The organism is Rhodococcus sp. 05-2256-B1 (assembly GCF_002258465.1).
In the GTDB taxonomy this organism is placed as follows: Bacteria; Actinomycetota; Actinomycetes; order Mycobacteriales; family Mycobacteriaceae; genus Rhodococcoides; species Rhodococcoides fascians.
Genome location: NZ_NOZA01000030.1, coordinates 1 through 24,513, shown reverse-complemented (window position 1 = coordinate 24,513; position 24,513 = coordinate 1). Strand labels below are relative to the sequence as shown.

Annotated in this window: 24 protein-coding genes; 11 read left to right on the top strand and 13 right to left on the bottom strand. The window is 65.5% G+C overall.

Annotated elements, in window-relative coordinates; all coding sequences use genetic code 11:
- The first annotated feature begins 80 nt into the window (after nt 1–80).
- The gene (locus CH285_RS17160; RefSeq protein WP_027494309.1) at nt 81–530 is read left to right on the top strand and encodes a hypothetical protein; all 450 of its coding nucleotides are present in this window, start codon (nt 81–83) and stop codon (nt 528–530) included.
- On the opposite strand, the gene CH285_RS17155 is transcribed toward CH285_RS17160, so the two are convergent.
- Entirely contained in the window at nt 457–1,152 is a 696-nt protein-coding gene (locus tag CH285_RS17155; protein ID WP_051365285.1) for a lysoplasmalogenase, read from the bottom strand. The two genes, CH285_RS17160 and CH285_RS17155, sit on opposite strands and share 74 nt — an antisense overlap.
- Nucleotides 1,153–1,293: 141 nt before the next feature.
- Between CH285_RS17155 and CH285_RS17150 the strand changes: the two genes are divergently transcribed.
- From CH285_RS17150 to CH285_RS17130, 5 genes are all read left to right on the top strand, one after another.
- Nucleotides 1,294–1,893: an Rv1733c family protein gene (locus tag CH285_RS17150; protein WP_094643856.1), complete on the top strand. Its 600-nt coding sequence runs from the start codon at nt 1,294–1,296 to the stop codon at nt 1,891–1,893.
- A 92-nt stretch (nt 1,894–1,985) separates the two neighbouring features.
- Nucleotides 1,986–2,447 (top strand): MarR family winged helix-turn-helix transcriptional regulator, encoded by a 462-nt coding sequence (locus tag CH285_RS17145; protein ID WP_094643855.1) that lies wholly within the window; start codon nt 1,986–1,988, stop codon nt 2,445–2,447.
- Entirely contained in the window at nt 2,444–3,670 is a 1,227-nt protein-coding gene (locus CH285_RS17140) for an MFS transporter (RefSeq protein ID WP_094643854.1), read from the top strand. The genes CH285_RS17145 and CH285_RS17140 overlap by 4 nt, the downstream gene beginning before the upstream one ends.
- A gap of 271 nt (nt 3,671–3,941) precedes the next feature.
- Nucleotides 3,942–5,789, top strand: coding sequence for a hypothetical protein (locus tag CH285_RS17135; protein ID WP_094643853.1), 1,848 nt, complete (start codon nt 3,942–3,944; stop codon nt 5,787–5,789).
- On the top strand, nt 5,776–6,384 hold the full coding sequence (locus CH285_RS17130; RefSeq protein WP_057472911.1) for a class F sortase: 609 nt from the start codon (nt 5,776–5,778) through the stop codon (nt 6,382–6,384). The genes CH285_RS17135 and CH285_RS17130 overlap by 14 nt, the downstream gene beginning before the upstream one ends.
- Before the next feature lie 58 nt (nt 6,385–6,442).
- Here CH285_RS17130 and pyrE read toward each other — a convergent pair whose 3' ends face one another.
- The 5 genes from pyrE to clpB form a co-directional block, all read right to left on the bottom strand.
- Complete coding sequence (pyrE, locus tag CH285_RS17125; protein ID WP_032388970.1) at nt 6,443–6,991, bottom strand: orotate phosphoribosyltransferase; 549 nt, start codon at nt 6,989–6,991, stop codon at nt 6,443–6,445.
- Nucleotides 6,992–7,093: 102 nt separating this feature from the next.
- Nucleotides 7,094–7,669, bottom strand: a complete 576-nt coding sequence (locus CH285_RS17120; protein WP_094643852.1) for a LemA family protein — start codon at nt 7,667–7,669, stop codon at nt 7,094–7,096.
- A gap of 57 nt (nt 7,670–7,726) precedes the next feature.
- Nucleotides 7,727–8,680: a hypothetical protein gene (locus CH285_RS17115; RefSeq protein ID WP_373454744.1), complete on the bottom strand. Its 954-nt coding sequence runs from the start codon at nt 8,678–8,680 to the stop codon at nt 7,727–7,729.
- Nucleotides 8,681–8,842: 162 nt separating this feature from the next.
- The gene (locus CH285_RS17110) at nt 8,843–9,784 is read right to left on the bottom strand and encodes a DUF5666 domain-containing protein (RefSeq protein WP_094643850.1); all 942 of its coding nucleotides are present in this window, start codon (nt 9,782–9,784) and stop codon (nt 8,843–8,845) included.
- A gap of 102 nt (nt 9,785–9,886) precedes the next feature.
- Nucleotides 9,887–12,433, bottom strand: a complete 2,547-nt coding sequence (gene clpB, locus CH285_RS17105; protein WP_032364931.1) for an ATP-dependent chaperone ClpB — start codon at nt 12,431–12,433, stop codon at nt 9,887–9,889.
- Nucleotides 12,434–12,646: 213 nt separating this feature from the next.
- Here clpB and CH285_RS17100 point away from each other — a divergent pair, with 213 nt between their 5' ends.
- Nucleotides 12,647–13,810: a globin domain-containing protein gene (locus CH285_RS17100; protein WP_032389050.1), complete on the top strand. Its 1,164-nt coding sequence runs from the start codon at nt 12,647–12,649 to the stop codon at nt 13,808–13,810.
- Nucleotides 13,811–13,827: 17 nt separating this feature from the next.
- Here CH285_RS17100 and CH285_RS17095 read toward each other — a convergent pair whose 3' ends face one another.
- The 3 genes from CH285_RS17095 to CH285_RS17085 all read right to left on the bottom strand — a co-directional run bounded on the left by CH285_RS17095 (nt 13,828) and on the right by CH285_RS17085 (nt 15,491).
- Nucleotides 13,828–14,505, bottom strand: a complete 678-nt coding sequence (locus tag CH285_RS17095) for a hypothetical protein (RefSeq protein ID WP_094660312.1) — start codon at nt 14,503–14,505, stop codon at nt 13,828–13,830.
- Nucleotides 14,506–14,611: 106 nt separating this feature from the next.
- Nucleotides 14,612–14,893: a DUF2277 domain-containing protein gene (locus CH285_RS17090; RefSeq protein ID WP_032388967.1), complete on the bottom strand. Its 282-nt coding sequence runs from the start codon at nt 14,891–14,893 to the stop codon at nt 14,612–14,614.
- Nucleotides 14,894–14,915: 22 nt separating this feature from the next.
- Entirely contained in the window at nt 14,916–15,491 is a 576-nt protein-coding gene (locus tag CH285_RS17085) for a TetR/AcrR family transcriptional regulator (protein ID WP_032388966.1), read from the bottom strand.
- A 95-nt stretch (nt 15,492–15,586) separates the two neighbouring features.
- Between CH285_RS17085 and CH285_RS17080 the strand changes: the two genes are divergently transcribed.
- Complete coding sequence (locus CH285_RS17080) at nt 15,587–16,984, top strand: cytochrome P450 (RefSeq protein WP_094643849.1); 1,398 nt, start codon at nt 15,587–15,589, stop codon at nt 16,982–16,984.
- Here the strand turns inward: CH285_RS17080 and dinB are convergent, their stop codons facing one another.
- A complete protein-coding gene (gene dinB, locus CH285_RS17075; protein ID WP_255032281.1) occupies nt 16,985–18,217 on the bottom strand; it encodes a DNA polymerase IV in 1,233 nt (410 codons plus the stop codon).
- Nucleotides 18,218–18,351: 134 nt separating this feature from the next.
- Between dinB and CH285_RS17070 the strand changes: the two genes are divergently transcribed.
- The 3 genes from CH285_RS17070 to CH285_RS17060 are packed head-to-tail and all read left to right on the top strand — an operon-like array spanning nt 18,352 to nt 22,306.
- Nucleotides 18,352–20,625: a putative bifunctional diguanylate cyclase/phosphodiesterase gene (locus tag CH285_RS17070; RefSeq protein WP_094643848.1), complete on the top strand. Its 2,274-nt coding sequence runs from the start codon at nt 18,352–18,354 to the stop codon at nt 20,623–20,625.
- 11 nt (nt 20,626–20,636) lie between these two features.
- Nucleotides 20,637–21,260 (top strand): 5,6-dimethylbenzimidazole synthase, encoded by a 624-nt coding sequence (bluB, locus tag CH285_RS17065; RefSeq protein WP_176458546.1) that lies wholly within the window; start codon nt 20,637–20,639, stop codon nt 21,258–21,260.
- Nucleotides 21,257–22,306 carry a YncE family protein gene (locus CH285_RS17060; protein ID WP_255032280.1) on the top strand — a complete coding sequence of 350 codons (1,050 nt, stop codon included), beginning with the start codon at nt 21,257–21,259 and terminating at the stop codon, nt 22,304–22,306. The genes bluB and CH285_RS17060 overlap by 4 nt, the downstream gene beginning before the upstream one ends.
- 4 nt (nt 22,307–22,310) lie before the next feature.
- Here the strand turns inward: CH285_RS17060 and CH285_RS17055 are convergent, their stop codons facing one another.
- From CH285_RS17055 to CH285_RS17045, 3 genes are all read right to left on the bottom strand, one after another.
- Nucleotides 22,311–22,823 (bottom strand): DUF427 domain-containing protein, encoded by a 513-nt coding sequence (locus tag CH285_RS17055; protein ID WP_032388963.1) that lies wholly within the window; start codon nt 22,821–22,823, stop codon nt 22,311–22,313.
- Between the two features lie 22 nt (nt 22,824–22,845).
- The gene (locus CH285_RS17050) at nt 22,846–23,565 is read right to left on the bottom strand and encodes a DUF2637 domain-containing protein (RefSeq protein ID WP_032388962.1); all 720 of its coding nucleotides are present in this window, start codon (nt 23,563–23,565) and stop codon (nt 22,846–22,848) included.
- A gap of 385 nt (nt 23,566–23,950) precedes the next feature.
- Entirely contained in the window at nt 23,951–24,322 is a 372-nt protein-coding gene (locus tag CH285_RS17045; protein WP_141214980.1) for a hypothetical protein, read from the bottom strand.
- Nucleotides 24,323–24,513 lie beyond the last annotated feature (191 nt).

Below are 24,513 nucleotides of genomic sequence, written 5' to 3'. Positions count from 1 at the left end.
GTACATGTAACCCTACTTACGAGTAACCCCCAATCTCCGATCGATCGAACGCCGTCTCCCGACGGCACAGGAGTACCGAAGTGAACGACTCGAGGATCGTGCGAGCCGTCGTCGTCGTGGCGATCGGCTATTCGATAGTGCTGGCAGTCTGGATCGGCTGGCTCGTGGACAAGACCCCGCCCGGCACATTGCCGTACCAGTTGGCAGCCCTGGTGGCCGGATTCGGCGCAGCCCTCGGCCTGGCCATGATGATCGCCGGACGCCCCACGCGCGAGCAGAAGGATCTGATCGAACACGGCGTCGAGGGGTGGGCGACGGTGGACGCGATCCGGCGCATCGACGACGACACCGCCGAGCTGGACCTGGAGTTCACCGTGCCGGGCTCGAGCAGCTACTTCGGCAAGATCGTCTACGGCATTCCCCGAGCCGACACCGCACACTTCGAGCCGGGCACGGTCATCGCCGTTCGAGTGGACCCGGCCCATCGAGAGCGGGTTCTGCTGCTTCCCCGTCACGGCGTCGACGAGTAGTGGCCAGGGCGTCGACGAGCAACATCTGAGCGGCCACGTACGTGGACAGGATCACCGCCTCCGCCGTGCGGCGGTGCCGTTCGTCGGTGAGGAACAGTCGTCGGTGGACGATCAACGCGTCGGACACCGTGAACAGGATGCCGCCAACGACGAGCCGGCGGTCACCCCCACGCGAGACCGACCGTGCAGACAACGTCGACGTCGTCGCGAGCACGCCGCCGTAGGCCGACAGGGTCGGGGCGACCGCCGGTTGGCGTCGAGCCAGCAGGATCGACGCGGCCAGCCAGCCCGCGTATCGCGGAACGGCGTCCAGCAGAACCGGTCGCGCACCACGACGCCACAGCAGAAACGTGTAGCAACTCTGCATGACTCCGAATGCAGTGGCACCGAGTTCGAGCGCCGAGTCGTCGTCCGGGTCGATCAACAGCACGTCGCCGATGGTGGCTGCGACCAGACCCGTCGCCAGCACCCGGTCGTGTGCTGGATCGAGGGCGGTGGCCAATGCAGGAACGATCAGCGGCTTGGCAATCTTCTGCAGCCGTGCCGAGCCCGTCCACGCCCCGAGCACTGTCACCGCACCTGCTACCGACGCGGCAACGCGGGCACATCCCACCCGATCGATGTTCACTTCCGACCTTTCCGGGGCGAATCCGTCATAACGACCGTCACATGTGACCCTGACCCCTATCGCTTGATACTCGCAGTGAGCGTGGGCATCGTGGACAGGTCGGTCGGATCATTTTCGAAAGCACTGGGGACCATCATGCGCCGCAAACTCACCGGGCACACTCGCATCGCAGGTGACGAGGTCGCCGGCTACCCCAATCCGCTTCTCCGCGACTGCGACCTCCGCCAGGCACAGATCAAGCGCTGGGTCGGCACCCTGTTGATCGTCATGGTGCCGTTCTCACTGTGGATCGGCACCGGTGCCTACTCCGAGCAGCAGCAACGACTCGACGAGCAGCGCACGTCGATCCACCAGGTGACGGCCACCACGACCGATGTCGCAACCGTGGCACCGACTGCCGCGACCAGCTTCGACTCCACCAACGGTGCCGCCGTGACGGCCGTTCCCTCGCAGTGGGTCTACCGAGGCGTCGAGCACACCGGCCGCGTCAGCGTCGACACCGGGTCGCCGGTAGGTACGACCGCTCAGATCTGGGTGAACGACGCCGGCGAGCTGAGCCTGCGGCCACTGACCTCGTCGGATGTCGTCGCTGCCGCGATCTTCAGTGCTGTCGGAAGTTGGATCCTGGCGGCCACTGCGCTGATCGGCTTCTACTACGTCATGCGCTTCCGTTACGACGGGCGCCGAAACGCCGAGTGGGATCGCGAGATCGCCGATCTACTGAGTCGACACTGACCGTTCTCTTCCCCCGAGCTCACCTCACCCGATTTCAACGGCAGGTGAGCCTCGCGTTGCGATAGATAGTTAGTGTATGTAACAATAAACCCGTGAGCCATTCCCACGACGACCTCAAAGATCTGGTCTCGGAGCTGGTCACCAGTTCGTCACGCTTCGTTCGATTGGCCGCCCGGTTCGGCAGCGACGAATGGCCCAGAGCGTGGATGCGCGCACTGTCGCTGCTCGAGGAGTACCAGCCCCTGCGCATCAGCACATTCGCCGAGTTGGACCGATGCTCTCAGCCCTCGGCCACGGCACTGCTCGCGAAGCTGGGCAAGAACGGTCTGGTGACCAAGACGTCCGACCCGGACGACTCACGAGCCGTGCTCGTCGAGATGACCGAGGCCGGCCGTCGGTGGCTCGCCGCGAGTCGCCGTCACATCGTCGACGGACTCGTCCCGTACCTGTCCGACCGAGACCCGGAACAAATCCAGAAATTGACCGACGGCCTGAGCGAGCTTCGCAGCATCCTCGAACCCGTCGATCGCGAAAAGAGAGGAACTCTTTCGTGACCACCAGCACCTCCCCCGACAGCCTGCTGAAGCAACCGCGCGCAGTGTGGGCCGTCGCGTTCGCCAGCGTCATCGCCTTCATGGGCATCGGTCTCGTCGACCCGATCCTCAAGCCGATCGGCGAACAACTGCACGCCTCGCCGTCTCAGGTGTCGCTGCTGTTCACCAGCTACATGCTCGTCACCGGCGTCGCGATGCTCATCACCGGCGTCGTGTCCAGCCGATTCGGACCCAAACGCACGCTACTGGCCGGCCTGGCCGTCATCGTGGTCTTCGCCGCCCTCGCCGGCATGTCCGGTTCCGTCGGCGAGATCATCGGATTCCGCGCCGGCTGGGGACTGGGCAATGCCCTGTTCATCGCCACGGCACTCTCGACCATCGTCGGCGCAGCATCCGGCGGCGTCGCCCGCGCGATCATCCTCTACGAGGCCGCACTGGGCATCGGAATCGCAACCGGCCCGCTGGTCGGCGGCCTACTCGGCGGATTCAGCTGGCGCGGACCGTTCTTCGGCGTCGCGGCACTGATGGCCATCGCATTCATCCTGCTGATCGTCATGCTCCCGGACACCCCCAAGCCCGCGCACACCACGTCGATCCTCGATCCGTTCCGGGCACTGCGACACCGCGGACTGCTGACCGTCGGCATCACCGCACTGCTCTACAACTACGGATTCTTCACCCTGCTGGCGTACACCCCGTTCCCCCTGGACATGGGCACCTACTCGATCGGTTTCATCTTCTTCGGTTGGGGCCTCTGCCTGGCCGTGGCATCGGTGTTCATCGCACCGAGACTGCAGCGGGCCTACGGAACGCTCAACATGATGATGCTCTCGCTCCTGCTCTTCGCCGTCGACCTCGGCGTCATGGCGATGTTCACCGAGAACAAGACCGTCCTGATCGTCGGAACCGTCGTGGCCGGCCTCTTCCTGGGCGTCAACAACACTCTGATCACCGAGACCGTCATGATCTCGGCGCCGGTGGAGCGCTCGACCGCGTCGGCGGCCTACAGCTTCGTCCGCTTCACCGGCGGTGCCGCCGCTCCCTACCTGGCCGGCAAGCTCGGTGAATCCAACATGCACGTCCCGTTCTGGGTCGGCGCGGCCTGCACGGCCCTGGCCATCGTCGTCCTTGCGAGCGGCCGGAAAGTCCTCGCTCACGTGGACGAACACGAGCCGGCACCGCACAGCATCGATGAGGCCCGCGCGGTGACAGTAGGCGACTGAGCCTTTCGATCAACCGCTGAATCCGACGGCCGAGAGCATCGCTCTCGGCCGTCGACGTGTATCAATGGCCTCATTCGTCACATCCGTCTCATCAGTAACACTTTGGTAACCAATACCTCAGTAAAGGACTTTTCGGTTCGATGTACCGTCCGGTTGGTTTACGGTCACGTCATCACGGTTGTTCGTGTGACTCACCAACAACACTCGTTCCGCGTGGGAGGACGGGTGCGCGCAGCTCACTGCTGCCACTGACCGAAGGGCCACAATCTCCATGTCGCAGAAGTCGATCGCCAGGTCCAAGAAGGCGCGCCTCGCCGCAGCCGGGGCCGCCATGGCACTGTCACTGTCCATCGCCGCACCGGGAATCGCCAGTGCTCAGGAGCCCAGCACGCCGGAAAGCTCCGAGGTTCAAGCACCGGCGGGCGAAGAATCCGAGGGCGTCGAACCCGCCGCTCCCACAGGCGAACAGGGTGCCGCAGTAGAAGGATCGGGCACCGCAACAGCAGAAGGACAGATCGACGCACCTGTCCCGGCCGTCACGTCCGAGGACGCAGCCGCGGCCGCCGCAGCCGCAGTCCCGACACCCGAAGCCCCCTCCGCCGTTCGTCCACTGCCGCAGATCACCGGCGGCGTCGTGTTCAACGAAGACGGCACGGCCACAGTCAATCTCGACGTCATTCCGCAGTTGTCCGACGCCGAGAAGAAGGCGATCGCCGACGCCGAGGCCGCCAGCAAGGAAGCCGCAGCCGCATCGGCTGCCGCCCAGGTACGACTCGAGACGGCCAAGGCAGCCGAGGCCACCGCGAGCACCGACGCCACCAAGGCAGAGGTTGCTGCTGCCGAGGCAGACGTCAAGGCCAAGGCCGCCGTCACGGCCGCCTCGAACGCCAAGGTCGAGAGCGCAGCAGCGAGCGCAGCGGTCACCGCAGCGAAGAACACCGCTGCCGAACTGAAGACCAAGGCCGACGAAACCAAGGCCGCCGCCGACAGCGCTGCAACAGTCGCAGCCGAGGCAGAGGCGAAGGCAAAGGAGCTCGAAGCCGCAGCCGTCTCGGGCGACCCCGAGGCCACCGCCGCAGCCGAGGCTGCTCGCGTAGATGCCGACGCGAAGGCCGAACTCGCCGCCACCGCCAAGGTCGAAGCCGACGCATCGAACAAGGCGCTCGCGGATTCCGTTACCGCTGTTCAGGATTCGTTCAAGAACTTCAATCTCGCCAAGGTGACCGCTGCAGTTCGCGCTGCCGCTGCCACTGCCGCGAAGTCGCTGGCACTGAACATCGAGGCTCAGACCGCTGCAGCAGTGGCCGCAGTGGCCGAGCAGAACGCGAAGAACCTCGAAGCCGCAGCCGAGGCCGCTGCAGGTGAAGACACTGCATCCGAGAAAGCCGCAGCCGACGCCCGCACTGCAGCCGACGCAGCAAAGGCCGATGCCGACGCCAAGGCCGAGGCGGCAACCGCTGCCCAGGCTGCACTCGATTCCGCGCCGTCGGACGCCGATGTCGCCGAGTTGCAGGCCAAGGCCGACGCAGCCGCAGCGGCACTGGTGACGGCGAATACGGCCGTCGAGACGGCGAACGCCGACCTGCAGGCCAAGACCGACGCAGCCGCGACCGCCAAGACCAAGGCCACGGAGGCAGCAGCCACGCTGAAGACGGCTCAGGACGCCGCAACGGCCGCCAAGACCGAAGCCGACGCCAAGGCGAAGGCCGAGGCCGATCTCAAGGCCGAGGCAGCCGAATTGGCAGCCAGCGGACCGAAGTTCGAGTGGACCATCAACCTCGGCAACACCGTGAAGGAAGACGTACCCGTCACCGAGGTCGACGAGAACACCGTCGTCGTCGACAAGACCGGAGTCTCGCTCGTCGGCGTCAAGAACGAGGACGGATCCTTCACCGTCGCGGACTACTTCACCACCGACGACAACGGCGTCGTCAGCGTGGCCGGAGAGCTCCCGCCGGTCGATCTGGCACTCGGCGATTCCTCGAACGAGGCGTCGGGCGCTTCGGACAGCTCGTCGAACACCCCGGTGATCCTGGCCGGTGTCGGCGTGGTCGTCGTCGCAGCTGCCGGTGGCGCGTTCTACCTGCGTCGCCGCAGCTCCACCGATGCCACCTCGTAACACCCGCTGGCTGTGGACGGCGATCCTGACGTTCGTTCTTCTCGTATCAGGTTGTGCGAGTGACGAAGTCGGGATCGCCGCACCCGATCGTTCGCCGGTGCAGTCACAGATCTCGGGGGCTGCACCGACGGGCGATGTCGCCCCCTCTCGACCGGAGTACATCGAGCTGCGCTCGGCGGACGGGTCGACCTATCTGAGCAGTCCCATTCATCCGGACCCCCTCTATCGCGGCGGGGAAAGCGGGCAGGTGCTGAACCCGGTGGACGAACTACCGGCCTGGTGGGCCGAGAGTGGCATGCCGGGCACCTCGACCGAGCAGACGGTAGTTGTTGCCGGACACAACTATTCGAAGCGGGACGCCCCGTTCAAGGCATTGCGGGTGGTAACCCCTGGCGACACCGTTGTGCTGCGTACCTCGAGCGGCACCTTGGAATACGCAGTCGAAACCGTAGGACCCCTGCCGAAGGGATCACTGTTGGCAGACAACGAACTGCGCAAATCGGTACCCGGTCGATTGATCCTGGCCAACTGCGACGTCCAAGGCGGCGAGCCTACCGACGACAACTTCGTCGTCGTCGCGCAGTTGATTCGCTGAAACAGGCTTGTAGACAATCACTGTCGCGGCCGGGCCCCCGGTCCGGCCGCGACAGTGGCTACAGACCGAGGTCTGCCAAGCCCAGCAGTGATCGGTATTCCAGCCCTTCGGCGGCGATGACCTCGTCCGCACCCGTCGCCCGATCCACGACAGTGGCGACCCCGACCACCGTCGCGCCCGCGTCGCGCAGGGCTCGAACTGCGGTCAGGGGCGAATTGCCGGTCGTCGTCGTATCTTCCACCACCAGAACACGTTTGCCGACGATGTCCGGTCCCTCGATCTGACGCTGCATGCCATGCGCCTTCGCCGCCTTGCGCACCACGAACGCGTCGATCGGACGACCCTCGGCATGCATGATGGACATCGCCACCGGGTCTGCGCCCATGGTCAAACCGCCGACCGACGCGAAATCCCAGTCGGCGACGAGTTCGCGCATCAGCGAACCGATCAATGCACCTGCGCGATGATGGAGGGTCGCCCGACGCAGATCCACGTAGTAGTCGGCTTCCTTGCCCGAGGACAACGTCACCTTCCCGTGCACGACGGCGAGCTCTTTCACCAGATCGGCCAGTTCCTGCCTGTCCGAATTCGCAGCGCTGTCAGCCATGTTCGGGTTCCTCTCGTCGTGCCATGAGGCGGTCGGGTCGGTACGAACTTACCCACCGAGATTCTCGACCACCCGCACCCGGGTACTGGGCGCAGCGCTCCCCTACGCGGCGACCTCGGCGGCGCGGTGCTCGTTCAGGGACTCCTTGGTTTCGACGAACGGTTCGGGCGCGGTCACCGATCGAGCCTTCGCGACCAGCGACGAGGGGAACGATCCGACGGCCTCGGACAGCTGATACGCCGTGTCGTTGTACACCCGCACCGCGCCGGCAATCCGCTTCTCGGTGACCGTCAGGTCGCCGGCCGGCCCCTGGAACGCCCAGTTGCCGACGACACTGCGGCGCGCTTCGGCGTCGTCGAGAACCGCATGGAAGGCGGCGGACAGAGCGTTCTCGGCTGCAGCCTGCGCCTGCAGGCCCAGTCCGCGATCACGGACTGCCTTGGACCACGAACGCGCTCCGGCGAGCTGACGCAGCAGGTCGCTCGACAGGTCCGCCGACTCGGCCGCAGTCAGAAACGGTTGCAGTTGCTCGTATCGACGCTCGAGCTCGATGTCGACGAGCCGTGCGCTCTGCTCGGCCAGACCGCGGTACCGCGCGAGGCGGCGCACCACACTCAGGACGTAACCGAGAACGACGAGTACCAGCACGAGGACCACAACGCCCGAGAAAACCGTCACGAGGTACGAATTTAACGGTGCCCAGCCGCCGAGGCCGGTAGGCACGCCCGAGAATGATCAGGGTTGGTTGCGTCGCCGATCCGCATCGAACGGAATCGGACGGGACACGGGCGGACGCGGCACCGGTCGCACCGGATTCACGGATCGCGTGGCCTGCGGTCCGCTCTGATCCGGCCTCGGTGGACTCGGCCGTCGAGTCGCCTCCTGCGGACGAGAATCGGCAGCAGGACTTCTCGTCTCCACACCGCGAGGCTCGACACTGCGCGGCTCCACACCGCGCGGCGGGACGTTCCCGGACTGCTGGTTGCGGGGCGGCCCGACGCGCGGTTCCTGCACCAACGGTCGACCCGGATCGCTTCGATCACGAACGGACTCGCCGCCGCCCGGACGCGAGCCGTACACCGCGCTACCGCGGACCGGCGGCAGAACGTGCAGCATCCCCGACAGTCGCGCCACCGCATCGATCGCGGCATCCCAATCGCGCCCCGAGCTGGTCAGGGGCATCGATCCGAGAGTCCAGTCCTGTTCACTCCACAACAGTTGCAGATTCTCGGGAATCGACTCGGTGAACGCAGCCATCCGCTGGTCACAGACACGACGAGCGATGTCGACGTCGGTGGCGAACACCACTCGCGGTCCGATGGACCCGAGAAGTTGCATGTCCTCGTCGCGCGGAGGTGGCGTCGCGCGGGGCCTCAGGTCGATATCGACATCGGAGCCGACGGAACGCTGGACGGCCACGATGGTGCCCGTCTCCTCGACGTCGAAGAGTACGAACTCCTCACCACGCCGAACTCCGGTGACGACGCCGAGAGCCACATCGAACTCGGGCTTGGACAGCGCGGCGCGCGAGAACTGGGTGACCAGCTCTCGGTCGTGGGGTCGGTACTCGTACCCCTGGGCCTTGGCCCACATCTGCCGTACCCGACCGGATCGATCTCGCTTGGATCGGTCGATGTAGAGCAGCGCTGCTGCGCCCACGAGTGTAATTACCGCCAGGCCGAACCACATTGCCGTCATCGCGAACCACCTTAATCGACTTCCACCTCGGGCCCGTCCACGGCCGCCGACTCCTGTGAACGGTCATAGGAGCCGCACGGAGAGCTGCGGGTCATTCCGCAGGCTCCACTCCCGCCTCACCTCAGGGTCATTCCGCAGGCTCCACTCCCGCCGTCACCCTCCGAGTTTGGGAGTCTCGATGATGACGTTCGCACGGATGATTCCGTTCTCGACGGCCTCGCCCTGCACCACGACGAAAGCACCGACGGCCAACGACGCGAGATCGCGACCGGACAACGAGATTATCTGGGTCTGCGGTGTGGTCTGCACTGTGACCGGAGCGCCGTCGAGGCCGTCGAGCGTCAGAGTCGAACCGTCGTTGGCGTTGATCGTTCCCACCGACGAGCCGAGCTGGCCGAGGATCTCGGGAATGCCGCCCGGGATGAGCTCGGGTGTGGTTGTCGCACCCGATTCCGTGGGCCGCGGCGTGGTCGTGGGCGCGCTGGACGGCGAGGGCCGGATGGAGGTGGACGGTGCCGCGGCGGTGGTGCCCGGTTCGTCGCGCCCTCCGCTCAGAAACGCAATCCCGAACGAGACGACGATGACGAGCACAACGAGCCCGATCAGCGCCAGAACCCACGGACGGGGCCCCTTACTGCCGGAATCGACGCTGTTCGGCTCCTGCGGCGGCGGCGCACCCTCGAACTGCTGGGTGCCCCCGAACTGCTGTGGTTGTCCGAACTGCTGGGTGTGACCGAACTGCTGGGTGTCGTATCCCGGGGCCTGTCCGTAGGCCTGGTTCGCGGCCGCCTGCTGCGCCGGGTCGAAGGGCGGGAACGCCTGCGTCGGCTGGTAGCCCGGTGGGTACGCCTGCGGGTCGGGGTTGCCGTAGGCCTGGGTCGGATACGCCTCCGTCGGCTGAGCGCCCGGATACTGCTGGGCGCCCGGATACTGCTGGGCATCCGGATACTGCTGGGCATCCGGATACTGCTGGGCGTCCGGGTACTGCTGGGCACCTGGGTGCCCGTAGTCCTGGGTCGGCTTGGATGACTCCGGCTGCTGCGCCGCGTCCTGATCGCGATCTCTAGGTGCTCGCGGGTCGTCCGGATTTGTCATTCCACGAGGGTACCCACGCCGAGAACGTCAACAGTGGCAACCGACAGCAGGCCCGCACGAGGTCTCGTGCGGGCCTGCTCTGGCTGGTTGCCGGCTCGGGCGTTAGCCCAGGATGAGCCGTTCGCCGTCGGGGCTGACGTTGACGGGCACCACGTCGCCGTCGTGCACGTCACCGGCGAGGAGGAGCTTCGCCAGCTGGTCACCGATTGCCTGCTGAATCAGTCGGCGAAGCGGTCGAGCACCGTACAGCGGGTCGTAACCGCGTACGGCCAGCCACATCTTGGCCGGCGACGACACGTCGAGAGTCAGTCGACGAGCTGCCAGACGGTTCGCGAGGAAGCCGAGCTGGATGTCGACGATCGACTCGAGCTGGTCCTCCGACAGCGCGTCGAACACGACGACGTCGTCGAGCCGGTTGACGAACTCGGGCTTGAACGAGCGCCGCACCGCGTCCATCACTTCGTCCTTGGTGCCGCCGGCACCGAGGTTCGAGGTGAGGATCAGGATCGTGTTGCGGAAGTCGACCGTGCGGCCCTGGCCGTCGGTGAGCCTGCCCTCGTCGAGCACGGCTAGCAGGATGTCGAACACATCCGGGTGTGCCTTCTCCACCTCGTCGAAGAGCACCACCGTGTACGGACGCCTGCGTACGGCCTCAGTCAGCTGCCCGCCGGCCTCGTAGCCGACGTAGCCCGGAGGGGCACCGACGAGCCTCGCGACGGCGTGCTTCTCGCTGTACTCACTCATGTCGATGCGCACCATCGCGCGTTCGTCGTCGAAGAGGAACTCCGCCAACGCTTTCGCGAGCTCGGTCTTACCGACGCCGGTGGGTCCGAGGAACAGGAACGAGCCCGTCGGACGGTTCGGGTCGGCCACCCCGGCGCGGGCCCGTCGGACGGCGTCGGACACCGCTTGCACTGCATCTTTCTGTCCGACGACTCGCTTGCCGAGTTCGTCTTCCATCCGCAGCAGCTTGGCGGTCTCGCCTTCCAGCATTCGGCCGGCCGGAATTCCGGTCCACGCCGCCACCACGTCGGCGACGTCGTCCGGGCCTACCTCCTCCTTGAGCATCACGTCGCCCTGGGCAGGTGAGTCCTCGGTCTTGGCCGCGAGTTCCTTCTCCAGGGTCGGGATCCGGCCGTACCTCAGTTCGGCGGCCTTGCCGAGATCACCGTCGCGTTCGGCACGATCGGATTCTCCGCGCAGGTTCTCGAGTTCTTCCTTGAGCGCCCGCACCGAGTCGATGGCGTTCTTCTCGTTCTGCCACCGCGTGCTGAGCTCGGCCAGCTTCTCCCGCAGGTCGGCGAGTTCCTGACGCAGTTTGTCCAGCCGGGCCTTCGACGCGTCGTCGGTCTCCTTGGCCAGGGCCATCTCCTCGATCTCGAGGCGGCGGACGGCTCGTTCCACCTCGTCGATCTCGACGGGGCGCGAGTCGATCTCCATGCGCAGACGTGACGCGGCCTCGTCGACGAGGTCGATGGCCTTGTCCGGCAGGAACCGGGCCGTGATGTACCGGTCGCTGAGGGTCGCGGCGGCCACCAGGGCGGAGTCCGTGATGCGGACGCCGTGGTGCACCTCGTAGCGTTCCTTGAGTCCGCGCAGGATGCCGACGGTGTCTTCGACCGACGGCTCCCCGACGTAGACCTGCTGGAAGCGGCGTTCGAGGGCGGCGTCCTTCTCGATGTACTTGCGGTACTCCTCGAGGGTGGTCGCGCCGACGAGTCGGAGCTCGCCGCGAGCAAGCATCGGCTTGATCATGTTGCCCGCGTCCATCGCCGAGTCGCCGGTGGCTCCTGCGCCCACGATGGTGTGCAACTCGTCGATGAACGTGATGACCTGACCGGCGGAGTTCTTGATGTCGTCGAGCACGGCCTTGAGCCGTTCCTCGAACTCACCGCGGAACTTCGCGCCGGCGACCATCGAACCGAGATCGAGGGATACGACGGTCTTGCCTCGCAGGCTTTCGGGTACGTCGCCGGCGATGACGCGTTGTGCGAGTCCTTCGACGATGGCGGTCTTGCCGACACCGGGTTCACCGATCAGAACGGGGTTGTTCTTGGTTCGCCGGGACAGCACCTGGACGACACGCCTGATTTCGGTGTCGCGGCCGATGACGGGATCGAGCTTGCCTTCTCGGGCGAGCGCCGTCAGGTCGGTGCTGTACTTCTCCAGCGCCTGGTAGGTGTTCTCCGGATCCGCGCTGGTGACGCGGGCACTGCCGCGGACCGCCTGGAACGCGTCGCGCAGCTCGTTGGCTCCGGCACCATGGCCGGAGAGGAGCTTGGCGACGTCGTCGTTTCCGGTCGCGAGACCCACCATGAGGTGTTCGGTGGAGACGAACTCGTCGTCCAGTTCGGTGGCCAGGTGCTGCGCTGCGGTGATCGCGGCGAGAGTTTCACGGCCGAGTTGCGGAGTGGTGGTCGAACCGGATGCCGAGGGCAGGCGGTCGACGAGGTTCTGCGCTTCTCGACGCACCGTTGCGGGGTCGACGCCGACGGCCTTCAGCAATGGTGTGGCGATGCCGTCGGTCTGATCGAGCAACGCCACCAACAAATGTGCCGGACGAATATCCGGGTTACCAGCCGCGGATGCGGCCTGCAGGGCAGCGGAAAGTGCTGCCTGCGACTTCGTGGTGGGAGTGAAACTGTCCACCGGTCACCTTCTTTCCAGTGTGGGGTTCGAGCGTGTCGCTGGGTACAACCATAGACAAGTTGAGTCTGTTCCGCTCAACCTTGATTTTTCTCGTGCGCGTTTTGCGTACCTGGAGGGGCGCAAGACGCGCACGAGGGCGAAGCCCTGATGCGCGAAAGTCTCGATCGGTCTACTTTGGTGACGGTCGAAGGTGTCAATCGGTGGGGGTGGAGGTTGCTCGACGCACGCACGGTCTCCCTGGTCCGCACCGGATTCAAGTCGGTAGCGGCTGCACCGAACGGTCCCGAACAGCTGTCCCGGTCGTTCTACGCTCACCTTTTTGCCGAGTATCCCGACTTCCGTTCCCTGTTCCCGGCGTCGATGGACGCATTGCGCGAGCATTTCGTTCTGGCACTGGGGTACATCTTCGACAATCTGGACGACGCCGACCGCGTCGAGCCGTTCCTCGAACAGCTGGGCCGGGACCACCGCAAGCACGGAATTTCCGGGGCACATTTCCGGGCGGGGAGTTCGGCGCTGATCAGCGCCTTCCGGAGCTTCGCCGGCACCGAGATGTGGACCGACGAGGTCGAGACCGCCTGGCGAGACGCCCTCACCGTGGTGAGCAACGCGATGGCCGCCGCCGCCGACAACGACGAGCTGCCCCCGTATTGGGGCGCGACGGTCGTCGAACATCACCGCCTGCTCGACGACCTGGCCGTGGTGCGGCTGAAGACCGACGGGGAGATTCCCTACTTCCCCGGCCAGTACGTCAGTGTGCAGATACCGCAGCGACCCAAACTGTGGCGCTACCTGTCCCCTGCCATTCCCAGCAACCCCTACGGCGAGATCGAGTTCCATGTTCGACGCGTATCCGGGGGCTGGGTATCACCGGCGATGGTCACCGAAACGACTGTCGGGGACCGTTGGCTGATCAGCCCGCCGCTAGGCGGCATGCACGTCGATCGCACGATCGGCGAGGACGTGCTGATGATCGCCGGGGGCACCGGTTTGGCACCGTTACGCGCGCAGGTGATGGAGATGGCCCAGCGCAGCACCAATCCGCGGGTGCATCTGTTCGTCAGTGGGACGTATCCGTGCGACCTCTACGACCTCGACACACTGTGGCAGCTGTCGTTGTCGAATCCGTGGCTGACGGTGGTACCGGTGACCGAGGAGCTCGAGGATCCGTGGTGGCACTCGGGTCCGACGCGCGAACTCCCGTGGGGCATGCATCATCGGCTGCACGGCCCGGTGGGCAAGGTGGTGACCCGGTTCGGCTCGTGGGCCGATCGGCAGATTCAGATCTGTGGATCGCCGTCGATGGTGCGCACCACGCTGTACGCACTGCGCAAGGTCGGTACGCCGATGAAGCACATTCAGCACGATCCGTTCTGACTGCGCTGCAACACTTTTCAGCCGGAGATCGACCGCGGCGGGAGGTCCTCGACGATGCCTCCGACGACCAGCCGCGGTGTCCAGCTCTCAGTGACGAGCCTGCCGTCTCCGGTGATGATCGCCTCGGGATCGGGGTCGACGAGAATGGGGTATCCGGTGTCGGACGTAGCTCCGACATTCTGCACCAACAGGCCGTTCTCGATGGTGTAGTACACGTGCACCGGGTGCAGGTCGGAGTCGAAAGCCCAAGGGCGGCCGATGAATATCACCGCGTCGCCCGTGTCGTCGAGCACCGATACGGAGCCGTCTCGCTCGAGCCGCAACTCCCAGCACGCAGGCATGGATGCGGTGAACTGGAATCGATGCGGAGCCTGGGCTTCGAGCAGGTGAATCATCAACAACGCACCCTCGCGTGGGTCTCGTTGCGGCACAACTACTTCGAACGATCCACATTCGTAGAATCTGGATCCGAACGGTCCCGGTACGCCTACCCCGAGCTCGTCGGCGATGGCCAATTCCAGGCGGATCGAACCGGATCCGTTCTCGGCCCGCAAGGTGATGCCCTCGGAAGGATGGGGCATCGGGGACTCGTCGCGGGGCGCGTAGGACAACACCGCTCGCAGCAGCGGCTCGGCGACCTCGGCGTCACCGTCTCGGGAATCGAACGTGCGTCGTCGTCGTCGTCGATCGGTCATCGTCACCCCCTTCGCCTGACTCGACCAGTTTGCCACCCTCGACCCCGATCGCGCGTCCGATTCTGCGGAAAACCATCCATTCGATGCAGTGGTCTGCTAGCGCGCATCAGGCCCCGGCAGCCGCCTTGGCGACAATCCGCGCCTGCACTTCCGGACGCCTGAGCGGAGGCACCGTCGGAGGTGGCTGCCGCCGGTCCGGCAGGGCGTCGAGCAGCCGATGCGTCGTGGCCGTCACCTCGGCGACTGCCGTCTCGAACGCGTCACGGGTGGCGTCGGACGTCTTCTGCACACCGCTGATCTTGCGGACGTACTGACGCGCCGCAGCCTCGATCTCGTCGTCGGTGGCGTGTGGTTCCAATCCCCGCAGGGTGGTGATGTTTCGGCACATTCCCCGACGATAGACCCGCAGGTCACACCTCGAGAAGACCTGCGATCGCCTTCAGACACAGCTCGCGAACCTGTTCCCTCTTCAGAGTCCTGCGCTCCACCCAGTCGTGACAGACCGCGCGGACGAATGCCACCCACCCGCGGAGCGCGGCCCGGATCATCTCGTCGTCGTGGAACTCGTCCGGCAGCGCGTCGAGAATGCGTTGCTGCTGGATGTCGAACTCGCGCGTGAGAATGTCGTTGATGCGGTCGTCTCCGAGCAGAGCGCCTCGATTGACCGCTCGGACGCCGTGCGCATGCTCGTCGGTGTAGGCGATGTAGGCGTCGAGTCCGGCGGCGATCTGCTCGAGGACCGGCAACGACGGGTCCGGGGCGGTGACGGCGAGGTTGCGCTCGGATTCGATGCGCACGATCTCGACGAAGAACTCCCGTTTGGACGGGAAGTAGTGGTACATCAGACCCCGTGAGACCCCGGCCAGGTCTGCCACTTCCTCGATCCACACGTCCTCGTAGGGACGTTCGGCGAACAGGGTCGAACCGATCTCGATCAGTTGCGCACGCCGCTGCTCCGGTGTCATGCGTTTTCGAGGTGTGGTCATGGGGTTTCGAACCTTACTTGACACGAGTTCAACGGTGAGTACGGTCACTATTTGACACCGGTTCAACGAGTCGGTTCGGGGACTGAGGAGCGGCCATGTCGACGGAATTCGCACTACGAGACGGCGTACTACCGCATCCGCCGTATCGATTGCCGATACTGGGCGACGTCATCGGTGTCGACCCGCGCTCGCCGATCCAGGATTCGACAGCTCTGGCCGCCCGGCTCGGACCGATGTTCGAGCGCCACATCCTCGGCAAGCGCTTCGTCTTCGCCTCGGGTGCCGACGTGGTCGGCGATCTCTGCGACGAACGCCGCTTCGAGAAGTTCCTGCCGCCGGGCGTCGAGCGCCTCCGCGACATCGGTGCCGACGGCCTGTTCACCGCCTACAACGACGAGCCCAATTGGCAACGGGCCCACGATCTGCTGCGGCCGGCGTTCACCGCCGGAGCCATGCGCGGCTACCACGACATCATGGTGAACGTCGCGGACGATCTGATCGAGCACTGGACCGAGCGTTCGCGCGACGCGTCGGCGACCGACGTGTCCTCGGACATGACGAAGCTGACGCTCGAGACCATCGGACGCACCGGATTCAGCTACAGCTTCGGCTCGTTCACCCGCGCCGAACCACACCCGTTCGTGTACGCGATGGTCGGCGCACTGACGTACAACCAACGGCGGGCGTTGGTATCGATCCCGGCGTTCGCCGCGCCGCTGTTCGCCCGATCGGACCGGCGATACGAGCAGAACAAGAAGTACCTGGCCGAGGTACTCACCGACGTCGTCCGCACTCGTCGACAGTCCGACGGCGACTTCACCGACCTACTGCAGATCATGATGGACGCGGCGCGCGAGGCCGACAACCCGAACGCCTTGAGCGAAGCCAACATCGGCCACCAGATTCTGACGTTCTTGATCGCTGGGCACGAGACCACCTCTGGTGCGTTGTCTTTCGCACTGTACTTCCTGGCCACCCACCCCGAGGTCTTCGATCGTGCCAGGGCCGAGGTGGACGAGATCTGGGGGACGGACAAGCCGGAGTTCGGCCAAGTACCCAAACTCCGGTACGTCCGCCGAGTCCTGGACGAATCACTGCGTCTGTGGCCGACGGTTCCCGCGTTCGGACGCGGCGCACGAGCCGACACCGTCATCGGCGACGGCTACCCCATGGCGGCAGGAGACTGGGCGATCGTGCTCGCGACGGCCCTGCATCGAGATCCGGTGTGGGGCGATCGGCCGGAGAAATTCGACCCCGACAACTTTCTGCCCGCCCGCATCAAAGCTCGGCCGGCGCACGTGTACAAGCCCTTCGGGACGGGCGAAAGAGCGTGCATCGGAAGGCAATTTGCCATCCATGAGGCCGTACTGGTACTCGGCACCGTGCTGCAACGCTTCGATCTGCAGGCCGACCCGTCGTATCGACTGAAGGTCACGGAGCGGCTGACCATGATGCCCGAGGGCTTTCGGGTGCAGCCGACGGTGCGCACGTAGTCAGTCCGGCAGCAGCGGTACCGATACCCCCGGGTCTCGTCCGAGCAGTACCCCGCGCGTCAGCGACGTCGACCCGAACTTCTTGTGCACCCCGTCCAACGCACGGTCGAGTGCCGACGCCTCGGGTGGTCTGCGTACCGAGGGGGCGTCGAACTGCAGTTCCAGTTGCTCGGCTCCGCCCCTGTCGATGCTCGAGACCGTCACCCCGACCAGAGTGATGCCCTTCTCCGCGATCAGCGGAGCCGCCTCGTGCAGCAGCTCGAGTGCGGCATCGAGGATGTCCCGGGTGTCGGCGGTGGCGCGATCGAGGGTGTGCGATCGGGTGGCCCGGGTGAAATCGGCAAACCGCAAGCGCAACATCACGGTTCGGCCGGTCCGCTGCGCGCCCCGCATTCGGTGCGTGACGCGATCGACGAGGCCGATCAACGACGCCTCCACCTCGGCCGCGTCGTGCCGCCCGCGGCCCAGGGCCCGTTGGGCACCGATGGAACTACGCGACTTTCCGGGCTGCACGCGGCGCGGATCTCGGCCCATGGCCAGTGCGTACAGGTGCGCTCCTGCGCCCTTTCCCAACACCGAGGCCAGCGATCTCTCGCCGTAGGCAGCGATGTCTCCCACGGTTCTGATGTCGAGTACGTGCAGTTTTTCGGCGGTGACCTTGCCGACGCCCCACAGCCGTTCGATGTTCAGCGGGTGCAGGAACTCGAGTTCACCACCGGGTGGCACCAACAGCAGCCCGTCGGGTTTGGCGAACGCACTGGCCACCTTCGCCAGGAACTTGGTGGTGGCAATCCCGACGGTGATCGGGAGCCCGACCTGTTCGGCGACGTCGCGGCGCAGTTGCTGCCCGATGTCGAGGGCGCTGCCCGCTATCTTGCGCAGGCCTCCGACGTCGAGAAAGGCCTCGTCGATGGAAATTCCCTCGACGAGCGGCGTCGTGTCGTGAAAGACGTCGAACACGTCCTTGCTCGCCTGGGAGTACGCCTCCATGCGCGGCGGCACCACGATCGCCTGCGGACAGACCGCCCGCGCCTGCCCACCGCTCATCGCAGTGCGTACCCCGAAGGCCTTGGCCTCGTAGCTGGCCGCGAGTACCACTCCCCCGCCGACGATCACCGGTTTTCCCCGCAGCCGCGGGTCGTCTCGCTGCTCCACCGAGGCATAGAAGGAGTCGAGATCGGCGTGCATGATGCTCGCTTCCCCGCTCTTCGCCGTTTCGGCGCTCGACTCCACGTTTTCATGCTCCCACGAGGCACCGACATCCCCGTTACCTGCATCGAGCCCGAAAAACACCCCGAGAAAGTGACCCAGGTCACCTGATGTGCCATTGTTGAGTCGTCGGATCACGCGAACGGCTGGAGACAACTGTGACGGCCTGGTGGCGGTGGTACGGAGCACTCGGCGTACTCGGCTGCATCGCCTACTTCGCGGTGCCCGACTCCGTCTGGTCGCAATCGATCTTCGTTGTGGTCGGGGCGTCCGCCGTCGCCGCCACGATCGTGGGAACGAGACTGAACCGTCCGCGCAACCGAACCGCCTGGTGGAGCATCGCCGCGGGCACCGCGGTGTGGGTGCTCGGCGACATCGTCTACGAGTGGCTTCACGCCGGCGGGGGCGTCGTGCCCTATCCGTCGCTCGCCGACGCGCTCTACCTCGTCGGCTACCCGATCTACGGTTTCGGACTGTTTCTACTGGTCCGGCACAAGTGGCGGGCCAGCGAACGCGGCCACATCGCCAACAGCGCGATCGTGATGGTTGCATTCGCACTGCTCACCTGGGTGTTCGCGGTCCAACCGTCGCTGGGCGGGGACGGTATCTCCGGCGTCGCCGGGCTGGTCGACGTCGCCTATCCCGCGATGGACATCTTCCTGCTCGGGTTGCTCGCCCACTTCGTCGGCTCGCGTCAATGGCGAGCACTGTCCTACCGACTGCTCACCGCTGCGGTGGTCCTGCTGGTCGTCACCGATACTGTCAACAATTTCTCCATCGTGTCCGACTCCTCGTCCGACCGCTCGTTGCTCGACGCGGGGTGGACGCTGTCCTACGTCCTCATCGGCGTCGCCGCGCTCCATCCCTCGATGCGGAGAATCGCCAGCCCCACCATCGAATCCGACGCCCACCTGATGGCGTCGTTCACCACGCCGTCCGTCGTCGTCCTGACCGCCGCCACGCTCACCGCCCCCGCCGTGATGGTCGTCGAAGTCATACGCGACGAACCGATCGCGCAGTGGGGATGGGCGGTCATGCTGTGCGCAGGCATTCTGGTGGTTCTGGTGATCCTGCGCATCACCGACCTGCTGCGGTTGCTGCACACCCAGACCGTTCAGCTGCGTGCCGTCGCCGACACCGACCACCTCACCGGGCTGGCCAATCTGCGCGCGCTCGAACACCGGATCTACGGCAACGCCGGGGAATCGACATTGCTGACGGTCGACATCGACCGCTTCACCGAAATCAACGACACGTTCGGACGGGGCCTCGGAGACCAAGTGCTGGCCGCCGTCGCCACCCGACTGCGCACGGTAGGCGACGACGCGATCCTGTTGGCACGCTTGGCCGGTGACGAATTCGCGCTGTGCGGTGAGTCGGATTCGATGGATCCCGCAGCCCTCGCCCGCGACATACTGGAACAATTCTCGACGCCGTTCGAGGTGGGCAACATGTCGTTGCTCATCGAAGCATCCGTGGGGGTGGCGACGAACGCCCCGGCGGGCGTCGCCGAGGACGACGCCACACCCGACCGTCTGGTGCAGCGCGCCGACCTCGCCGTGCAGGCCGCGAAGACCGTGCAATCGCGCGTCGCGTACTACGACCGGTCCATGGACCGGGACAAGAGCGAGCAGTTGATAATGCTGGGCGAGCTCACCGCCGCCCTCGCGTCGGATCAACTGAGACTGCGCTATCAGCCCCAGGTCGACCTGGACTCCATGACCGTGGTGGGGGTCGAAGCCCTGCTGCGTTGGTACCACCCGAGCGGAGACATTCTCTCTCCCAGCGCATTTCTGCCCACGGCCGAGCACACCGGACTGATCCGCCCACTGACCCGCTACGTCCTCGAGCAAGCCCTGGCGGAACGACAGCGATGGGCAGCATCGGGCCTGAACCTGCGCATGGCCGTCAACATCTCCACCCGAAACCTGTTCGACGACAGTCTGATTTTCCACGTGTCCCGAGCCCTGTCCGAGTTCGATTGCCCTGCAGAGCAGTTGACCTTGGAGGTGACCGAGAGCTCCGCGATGACCGACCCCGCCGGTGCCACCGAGGTGCTGGCCGGTCTGCACGCCATGGGAGTGCAGGTCGCCATCGACGATTACGGCACGGGCTACAGTTCCCTGGCCTACATCGAGCGCCTCCCGGTCCAGGAACTCAAGATAGATCGAACGTTCGTCAGCGGAATGTCGCACAATGCCACTCACGCCGCCATCGTTCGCTCGACCATCGAACTGGCGCGCACACTGGGGCTGTCGGTGACCGCAGAGGGCGTGGAGGACGAAAGGACGGTATCGGTGTTGCGTGAGCTGCGATGCGGACGGGCGCAGGGCTTCCATCTGGGCCGCCCCACCCCCGGCGAGCACCTGCCCGCCCTCGTCGACGAACTGAACGAGAACCTGAAAACTGTTATCGGAGAACGGATATCATGACCGAAGCCACACTGTCGGTATACGCGGCCATTCGATCTCGCCGCGACGTGCGAGACGAGTTCGACGGAACCGTCGTCGACGACGACACCTTGCGCCGCATCCTCGGCGCAGCGCATCAGGCACCGAGCGTCGGTAACACCCAGCCCTGGGATTTCATAGTGGTCCGCAAACCCGACACGTTGAGCGCCTTCGCCGCACACGTCGCCGACTGCCGACAGGACTTCGCGGACAAGCTCGACTCCGAGCGCCGACAGACGTTCGACCCCATCCGTATCGAAGGGATCGAGACCAGCGGCACCGGAGTGGTGGTCACGTACGACCCGAACCGGGGAGGCCCGCACGTCCTCGGCCGCGACACCGTCGACGACACCGGATTGTTCTCGGCAGTACTGGCCATCGAAAACCTCTGGCTCGCAGCGATAGCCGAGAACGTCGGGGTCGGCTGGGTGTCGTTCTACGACGAGGCGTACCTCACCGAACTGCTCGACATCCCCGCCCCGGTGCGTCCGATCGCATGGTTGTGTGTGGGCCCGGTCGAGTCGTTCCAGGAGGTACCGGATCTCGAGCGATTCGGCTGGCGCACGGGGCGTCCACTGGACGATGCCCTGCACTTCGAGCAGTACCGCCGATCGTGAAAACCGCTCTCGCCGCGGCGACGGTCATGTGCCTCCTGCTCGTGGGGTGCTCTTCTGCCCCTGACGAATCCCTCTCGCCGGCAACCACTCCGGCAACAACTCCGGCAGCCGAACCCGCCCAGGCGCCCGATTCTGCCGATCCCGTCGGAACTGTCGTTCCGCTCCCCGGGGCTCCCGAGGGCATCGTCGTGGGGACGTCGGGCATCGCCGCCGCCGGAGTACGCGAGCCCGACGGCGTGGTGCTGTTCGACGCGGCGACGGGTGCCGTCCGGCAGATGGTCCAGACGACGGGCGCACCCCGGCATCTTTCGCTGGCAGGTCCCGACGGCCCGGTCCTGGTCCCGCTCGAAGGCAGTGACGAACTACTCGAAGTGGCGCTGAACGACGGCGCGATCCTGTCCACGGCCACCGGTGTCGGACGGCAGCCGCACGACGCGGTGCTCACCTCAGGCGGCACGATCGTGGCCACCAACGAGATGGGCGGCGGGGTGATCTTCCTGCGCTCCGGTTCGGTCTTGTCGGAACTACCGCCGGGCCCGGTCCAGCCCGGTGGCGCTGCCGCTCTCGGCCCGTACGCCGCCGTCGCAGACGTGCAGGGCAACGGCGTGTGGGTCTACGACGGCGCGACCCAGCGGGAGGTGGCGCAGGCCCCGATCGGCGTCAAGCTGACCCACGCCGTGACAGTGAACGAGACAACGGCCGGGTTCGCCGATACCGACGGCGGAACCGTTCTTCTCGCCTCGGTCGACGCTGCGGGGAGTATTCGCCAGACCGCGTCGGTCGAGGCCCCGGGAAATCCGTACGGACTTGCCGTCGACCGCGACCGGGCACTGCTGTTCGTGACGTTGACCGCGTCGAACCTGCTGCGCGTGGTCGATGTTTCGGACGTCTCCGCACCGCGAATCCTGGGCGACGTTCCGACCGTGACACAGGCCAACTCCGTTGCCGTGGACCCGCGCACCGGGGACGTGCTGGTGACCGGCAGCGACCCCGGCGCAACGAGTTCGATTCAGATCATCCCCCGCGCCGAGCTACCCGCGGGGTGAGTGATCACCAGCCGTAGGAGCCTGGAATGCCCTTGAACGGGCCGACCACGTCGTCGGTGATCCAGCCCTCGTAGAAACCGCCTTCTTGCGGCCGGACCGCCTCGCCGTTGATTTCGCAGTCGAGTCGGCTGGGTGAGAACGCGAGGTAGCCGGCGATCTCGGCGAACCGCGGTGTCGGGTTCTCGTAGCTCCACCCCGCGGCCGGTGCCACGGCGTCGCCGCCGTGCACGTCCCAGTACGTCGCCGCGCCCTTCCATTCGCAGTGCGTCGACCGGGCCTCGGACGGCGTCAACGCACCCGGAACCACGTCTGCGGGAGAGATGTACCAGGTGGGCGGATGGCTGGTTTCGAGCACTCGGTACGCGGCGGTGGTGCGCGCGACCACCTCGCCGCCGAGCCGGACGACCAGCGAACGGTTGGAGGACTCGAGCTTCGGTGGACGGGGGTAATCCCACACCGACTCCTGACCAGGCTTCGGCTTCTCGGGAACTACGGATCTCGGCAGATTCTGGCTCATCACTCGATGGTGCCACCGGATGTCACGGAGCGTCGACGGGATAGAGATCGTCCACCCGTTCTTCGTCGAGAATCCAGCGATCGACGTCGTCGAGAGGTTCGACCGTACGCACGGAGGTGACCGGAATATCGCTCGCCGGCGAATCGCCACGAACATGCTCGACGGGTGCGGCCGGTACCGGGGTGGATGACACAGCAGACGCGGGCTCAGCCGGTTCCGGTCTCGGTTCGATCCCGGTCTGCAGCGGCACCACGTCGGCGGCCACGGTGTCGTCGTCTGCCTGCGTGAGGCTTCGGGCGTCGTCCGGGATCTCTGGATTGTTCGGCAGTTCGGCCGGTACTCGGACGAGGATGCCGAGTCCGTGTGTCGCGGCCAACAGACTGACCGGGGCGACCGTCGCAATGGCCGCCGACAGCGCCGGATGCAGTGTTCCGGCGTCGGAAATGAAGGCGTGCATGGCATTTGCGCCGATACTGACCAGAGCTGCCGTGATCAACACGCCCCAGAAAAAGCGTCGACCACTGCGTTGTTCCTCGAATTGAGCGAGTGCGATGACGGAGATCGTGGCCTGCAGAATTGTGCCGTCGACGATCACGGGCCACAGCCAGGACAGCGATCGCGGGACGCCCGCCATCGTGGCGAGATCCCACAGTGCGGCGAAACTCAGCACGAACGACGCGATTCCGATGACGGTGGTGATGACGACCGCGCTGACGAGCGTCGCACGCAGGACCTTGTTCATGGGTCGTCATGGAACACGAGACCACCGACAGGTTTTCCGACAAGCACGCTGGTTGCCTCTAATCCAGTGCGCAGACCACGTCCAGCACCGTGCGCTGCATCCCACCCCGATTCTTCCGATCACGGCTCGGACGAGTGAACGCTCGATGATACCGAGGCAATCCACTTCCAGTCTGCGCCTCCGTCGCCCCACCTTTTCCACACGCGGACCATATATCCAGCTGGAAGCAAAACCGTTATGGCCACCAAGGAGCACAACGCCCGGGATGGACCCCTGCGACTGAGCGTGCGAGAGCGTCGAGCAACGCAATGGAGATACTGCCCTAGTGCGCGATCCGCCACCGATATTGTGAGATCAGTAGCTCGGAGTACCGCGGAATCGGAAGTCATACAACTTTGAGAAGCTCGTTGATCTCCGCGACGCGTTCATTCAGCGCATCACCCTCACTCCGCACACGGAGTACCACGGCAATCGTGTCTCTCAGTGTCACTGAAACTGAGGGCTTTTGGTCCCTGACATCGATCGAGACGGCAATCGGCAAGTTTCGCCGCCCGCGCGCTAGCGATGTTCCCAACATTCGGTAAATGGCTATGTTGCCGGCGTCGATCCGGGCTGAAATCTCGCTCACACGCGTCACTCTGCCCCCTAGCGGCTCCAAAGCAGCAATGATGCGATCGATCGAGGTGCCCCGGGGTATCCGCGACCCGACCTTGATCGGGGCAGGAATTTGCGATGAATTGATCAGTGGTGCTGCCATCTCGCATCCTCTCGCTTGTATACCCCGCCGCCAACACATCCGCCGTTGTCATTGCCCACCACACAACCGGTTTCGTGGAATGGAAGGCGAATGCAACTGCGCGGGTTCACAGAAACTCGCGGACGATAGCGGCGCAACTCGCGCGTGGGTGGAGCATCAACCCCTGAGGGACAACCGCATTCGCAGACTGG

Excerpts from the sequence above, each read along its gene's own strand:
- CH285_RS17150 (WP_094643856.1), top strand. The coding sequence starts at position 1,294 with ATGCGCCGCAAACTCACCGGGCACACTCGCATCGCAGGTGACGAGGTC.
- CH285_RS17135 (WP_094643853.1), top strand. The coding sequence starts at position 3,942 with ATGTCGCAGAAGTCGATCGCCAGGTCCAAGAAGGCGCGCCTCGCCGCA.
- CH285_RS17130 (WP_057472911.1), top strand. The coding sequence starts at position 5,776 with ATGCCACCTCGTAACACCCGCTGGCTGTGGACGGCGATCCTGACGTTC.
- pyrE (WP_032388970.1), bottom strand. The coding sequence starts at position 6,991 with ATGGCTGACAGCGCTGCGAATTCGGACAGGCAGGAACTGGCCGATCTG.
- CH285_RS17115 (WP_373454744.1), bottom strand. The coding sequence starts at position 8,680 with ATGTGGTTCGGCCTGGCGGTAATTACACTCGTGGGCGCAGCAGCGCTG.
- CH285_RS17110 (WP_094643850.1), bottom strand. The coding sequence starts at position 9,784 with ATGACAAATCCGGACGACCCGCGAGCACCTAGAGATCGCGATCAGGAC.
- CH285_RS17095 (WP_094660312.1), bottom strand. The coding sequence starts at position 14,505 with ATGACCGATCGACGACGACGACGACGCACGTTCGATTCCCGAGACGGT.
- CH285_RS17090 (WP_032388967.1), bottom strand. The coding sequence starts at position 14,893 with ATGTGCCGAAACATCACCACCCTGCGGGGATTGGAACCACACGCCACC.
- CH285_RS17085 (WP_032388966.1), bottom strand. The coding sequence starts at position 15,491 with ATGACCACACCTCGAAAACGCATGACACCGGAGCAGCGGCGTGCGCAA.
- CH285_RS17080 (WP_094643849.1), top strand. The coding sequence starts at position 15,587 with ATGTCGACGGAATTCGCACTACGAGACGGCGTACTACCGCATCCGCCG.
- CH285_RS17055 (WP_032388963.1), bottom strand. The coding sequence starts at position 22,823 with ATGAGCCAGAATCTGCCGAGATCCGTAGTTCCCGAGAAGCCGAAGCCT.
- CH285_RS17050 (WP_032388962.1), bottom strand. The coding sequence starts at position 23,565 with ATGAACAAGGTCCTGCGTGCGACGCTCGTCAGCGCGGTCGTCATCACC.
- CH285_RS17045 (WP_141214980.1), bottom strand. The coding sequence starts at position 24,322 with ATGGCAGCACCACTGATCAATTCATCGCAAATTCCTGCCCCGATCAAG.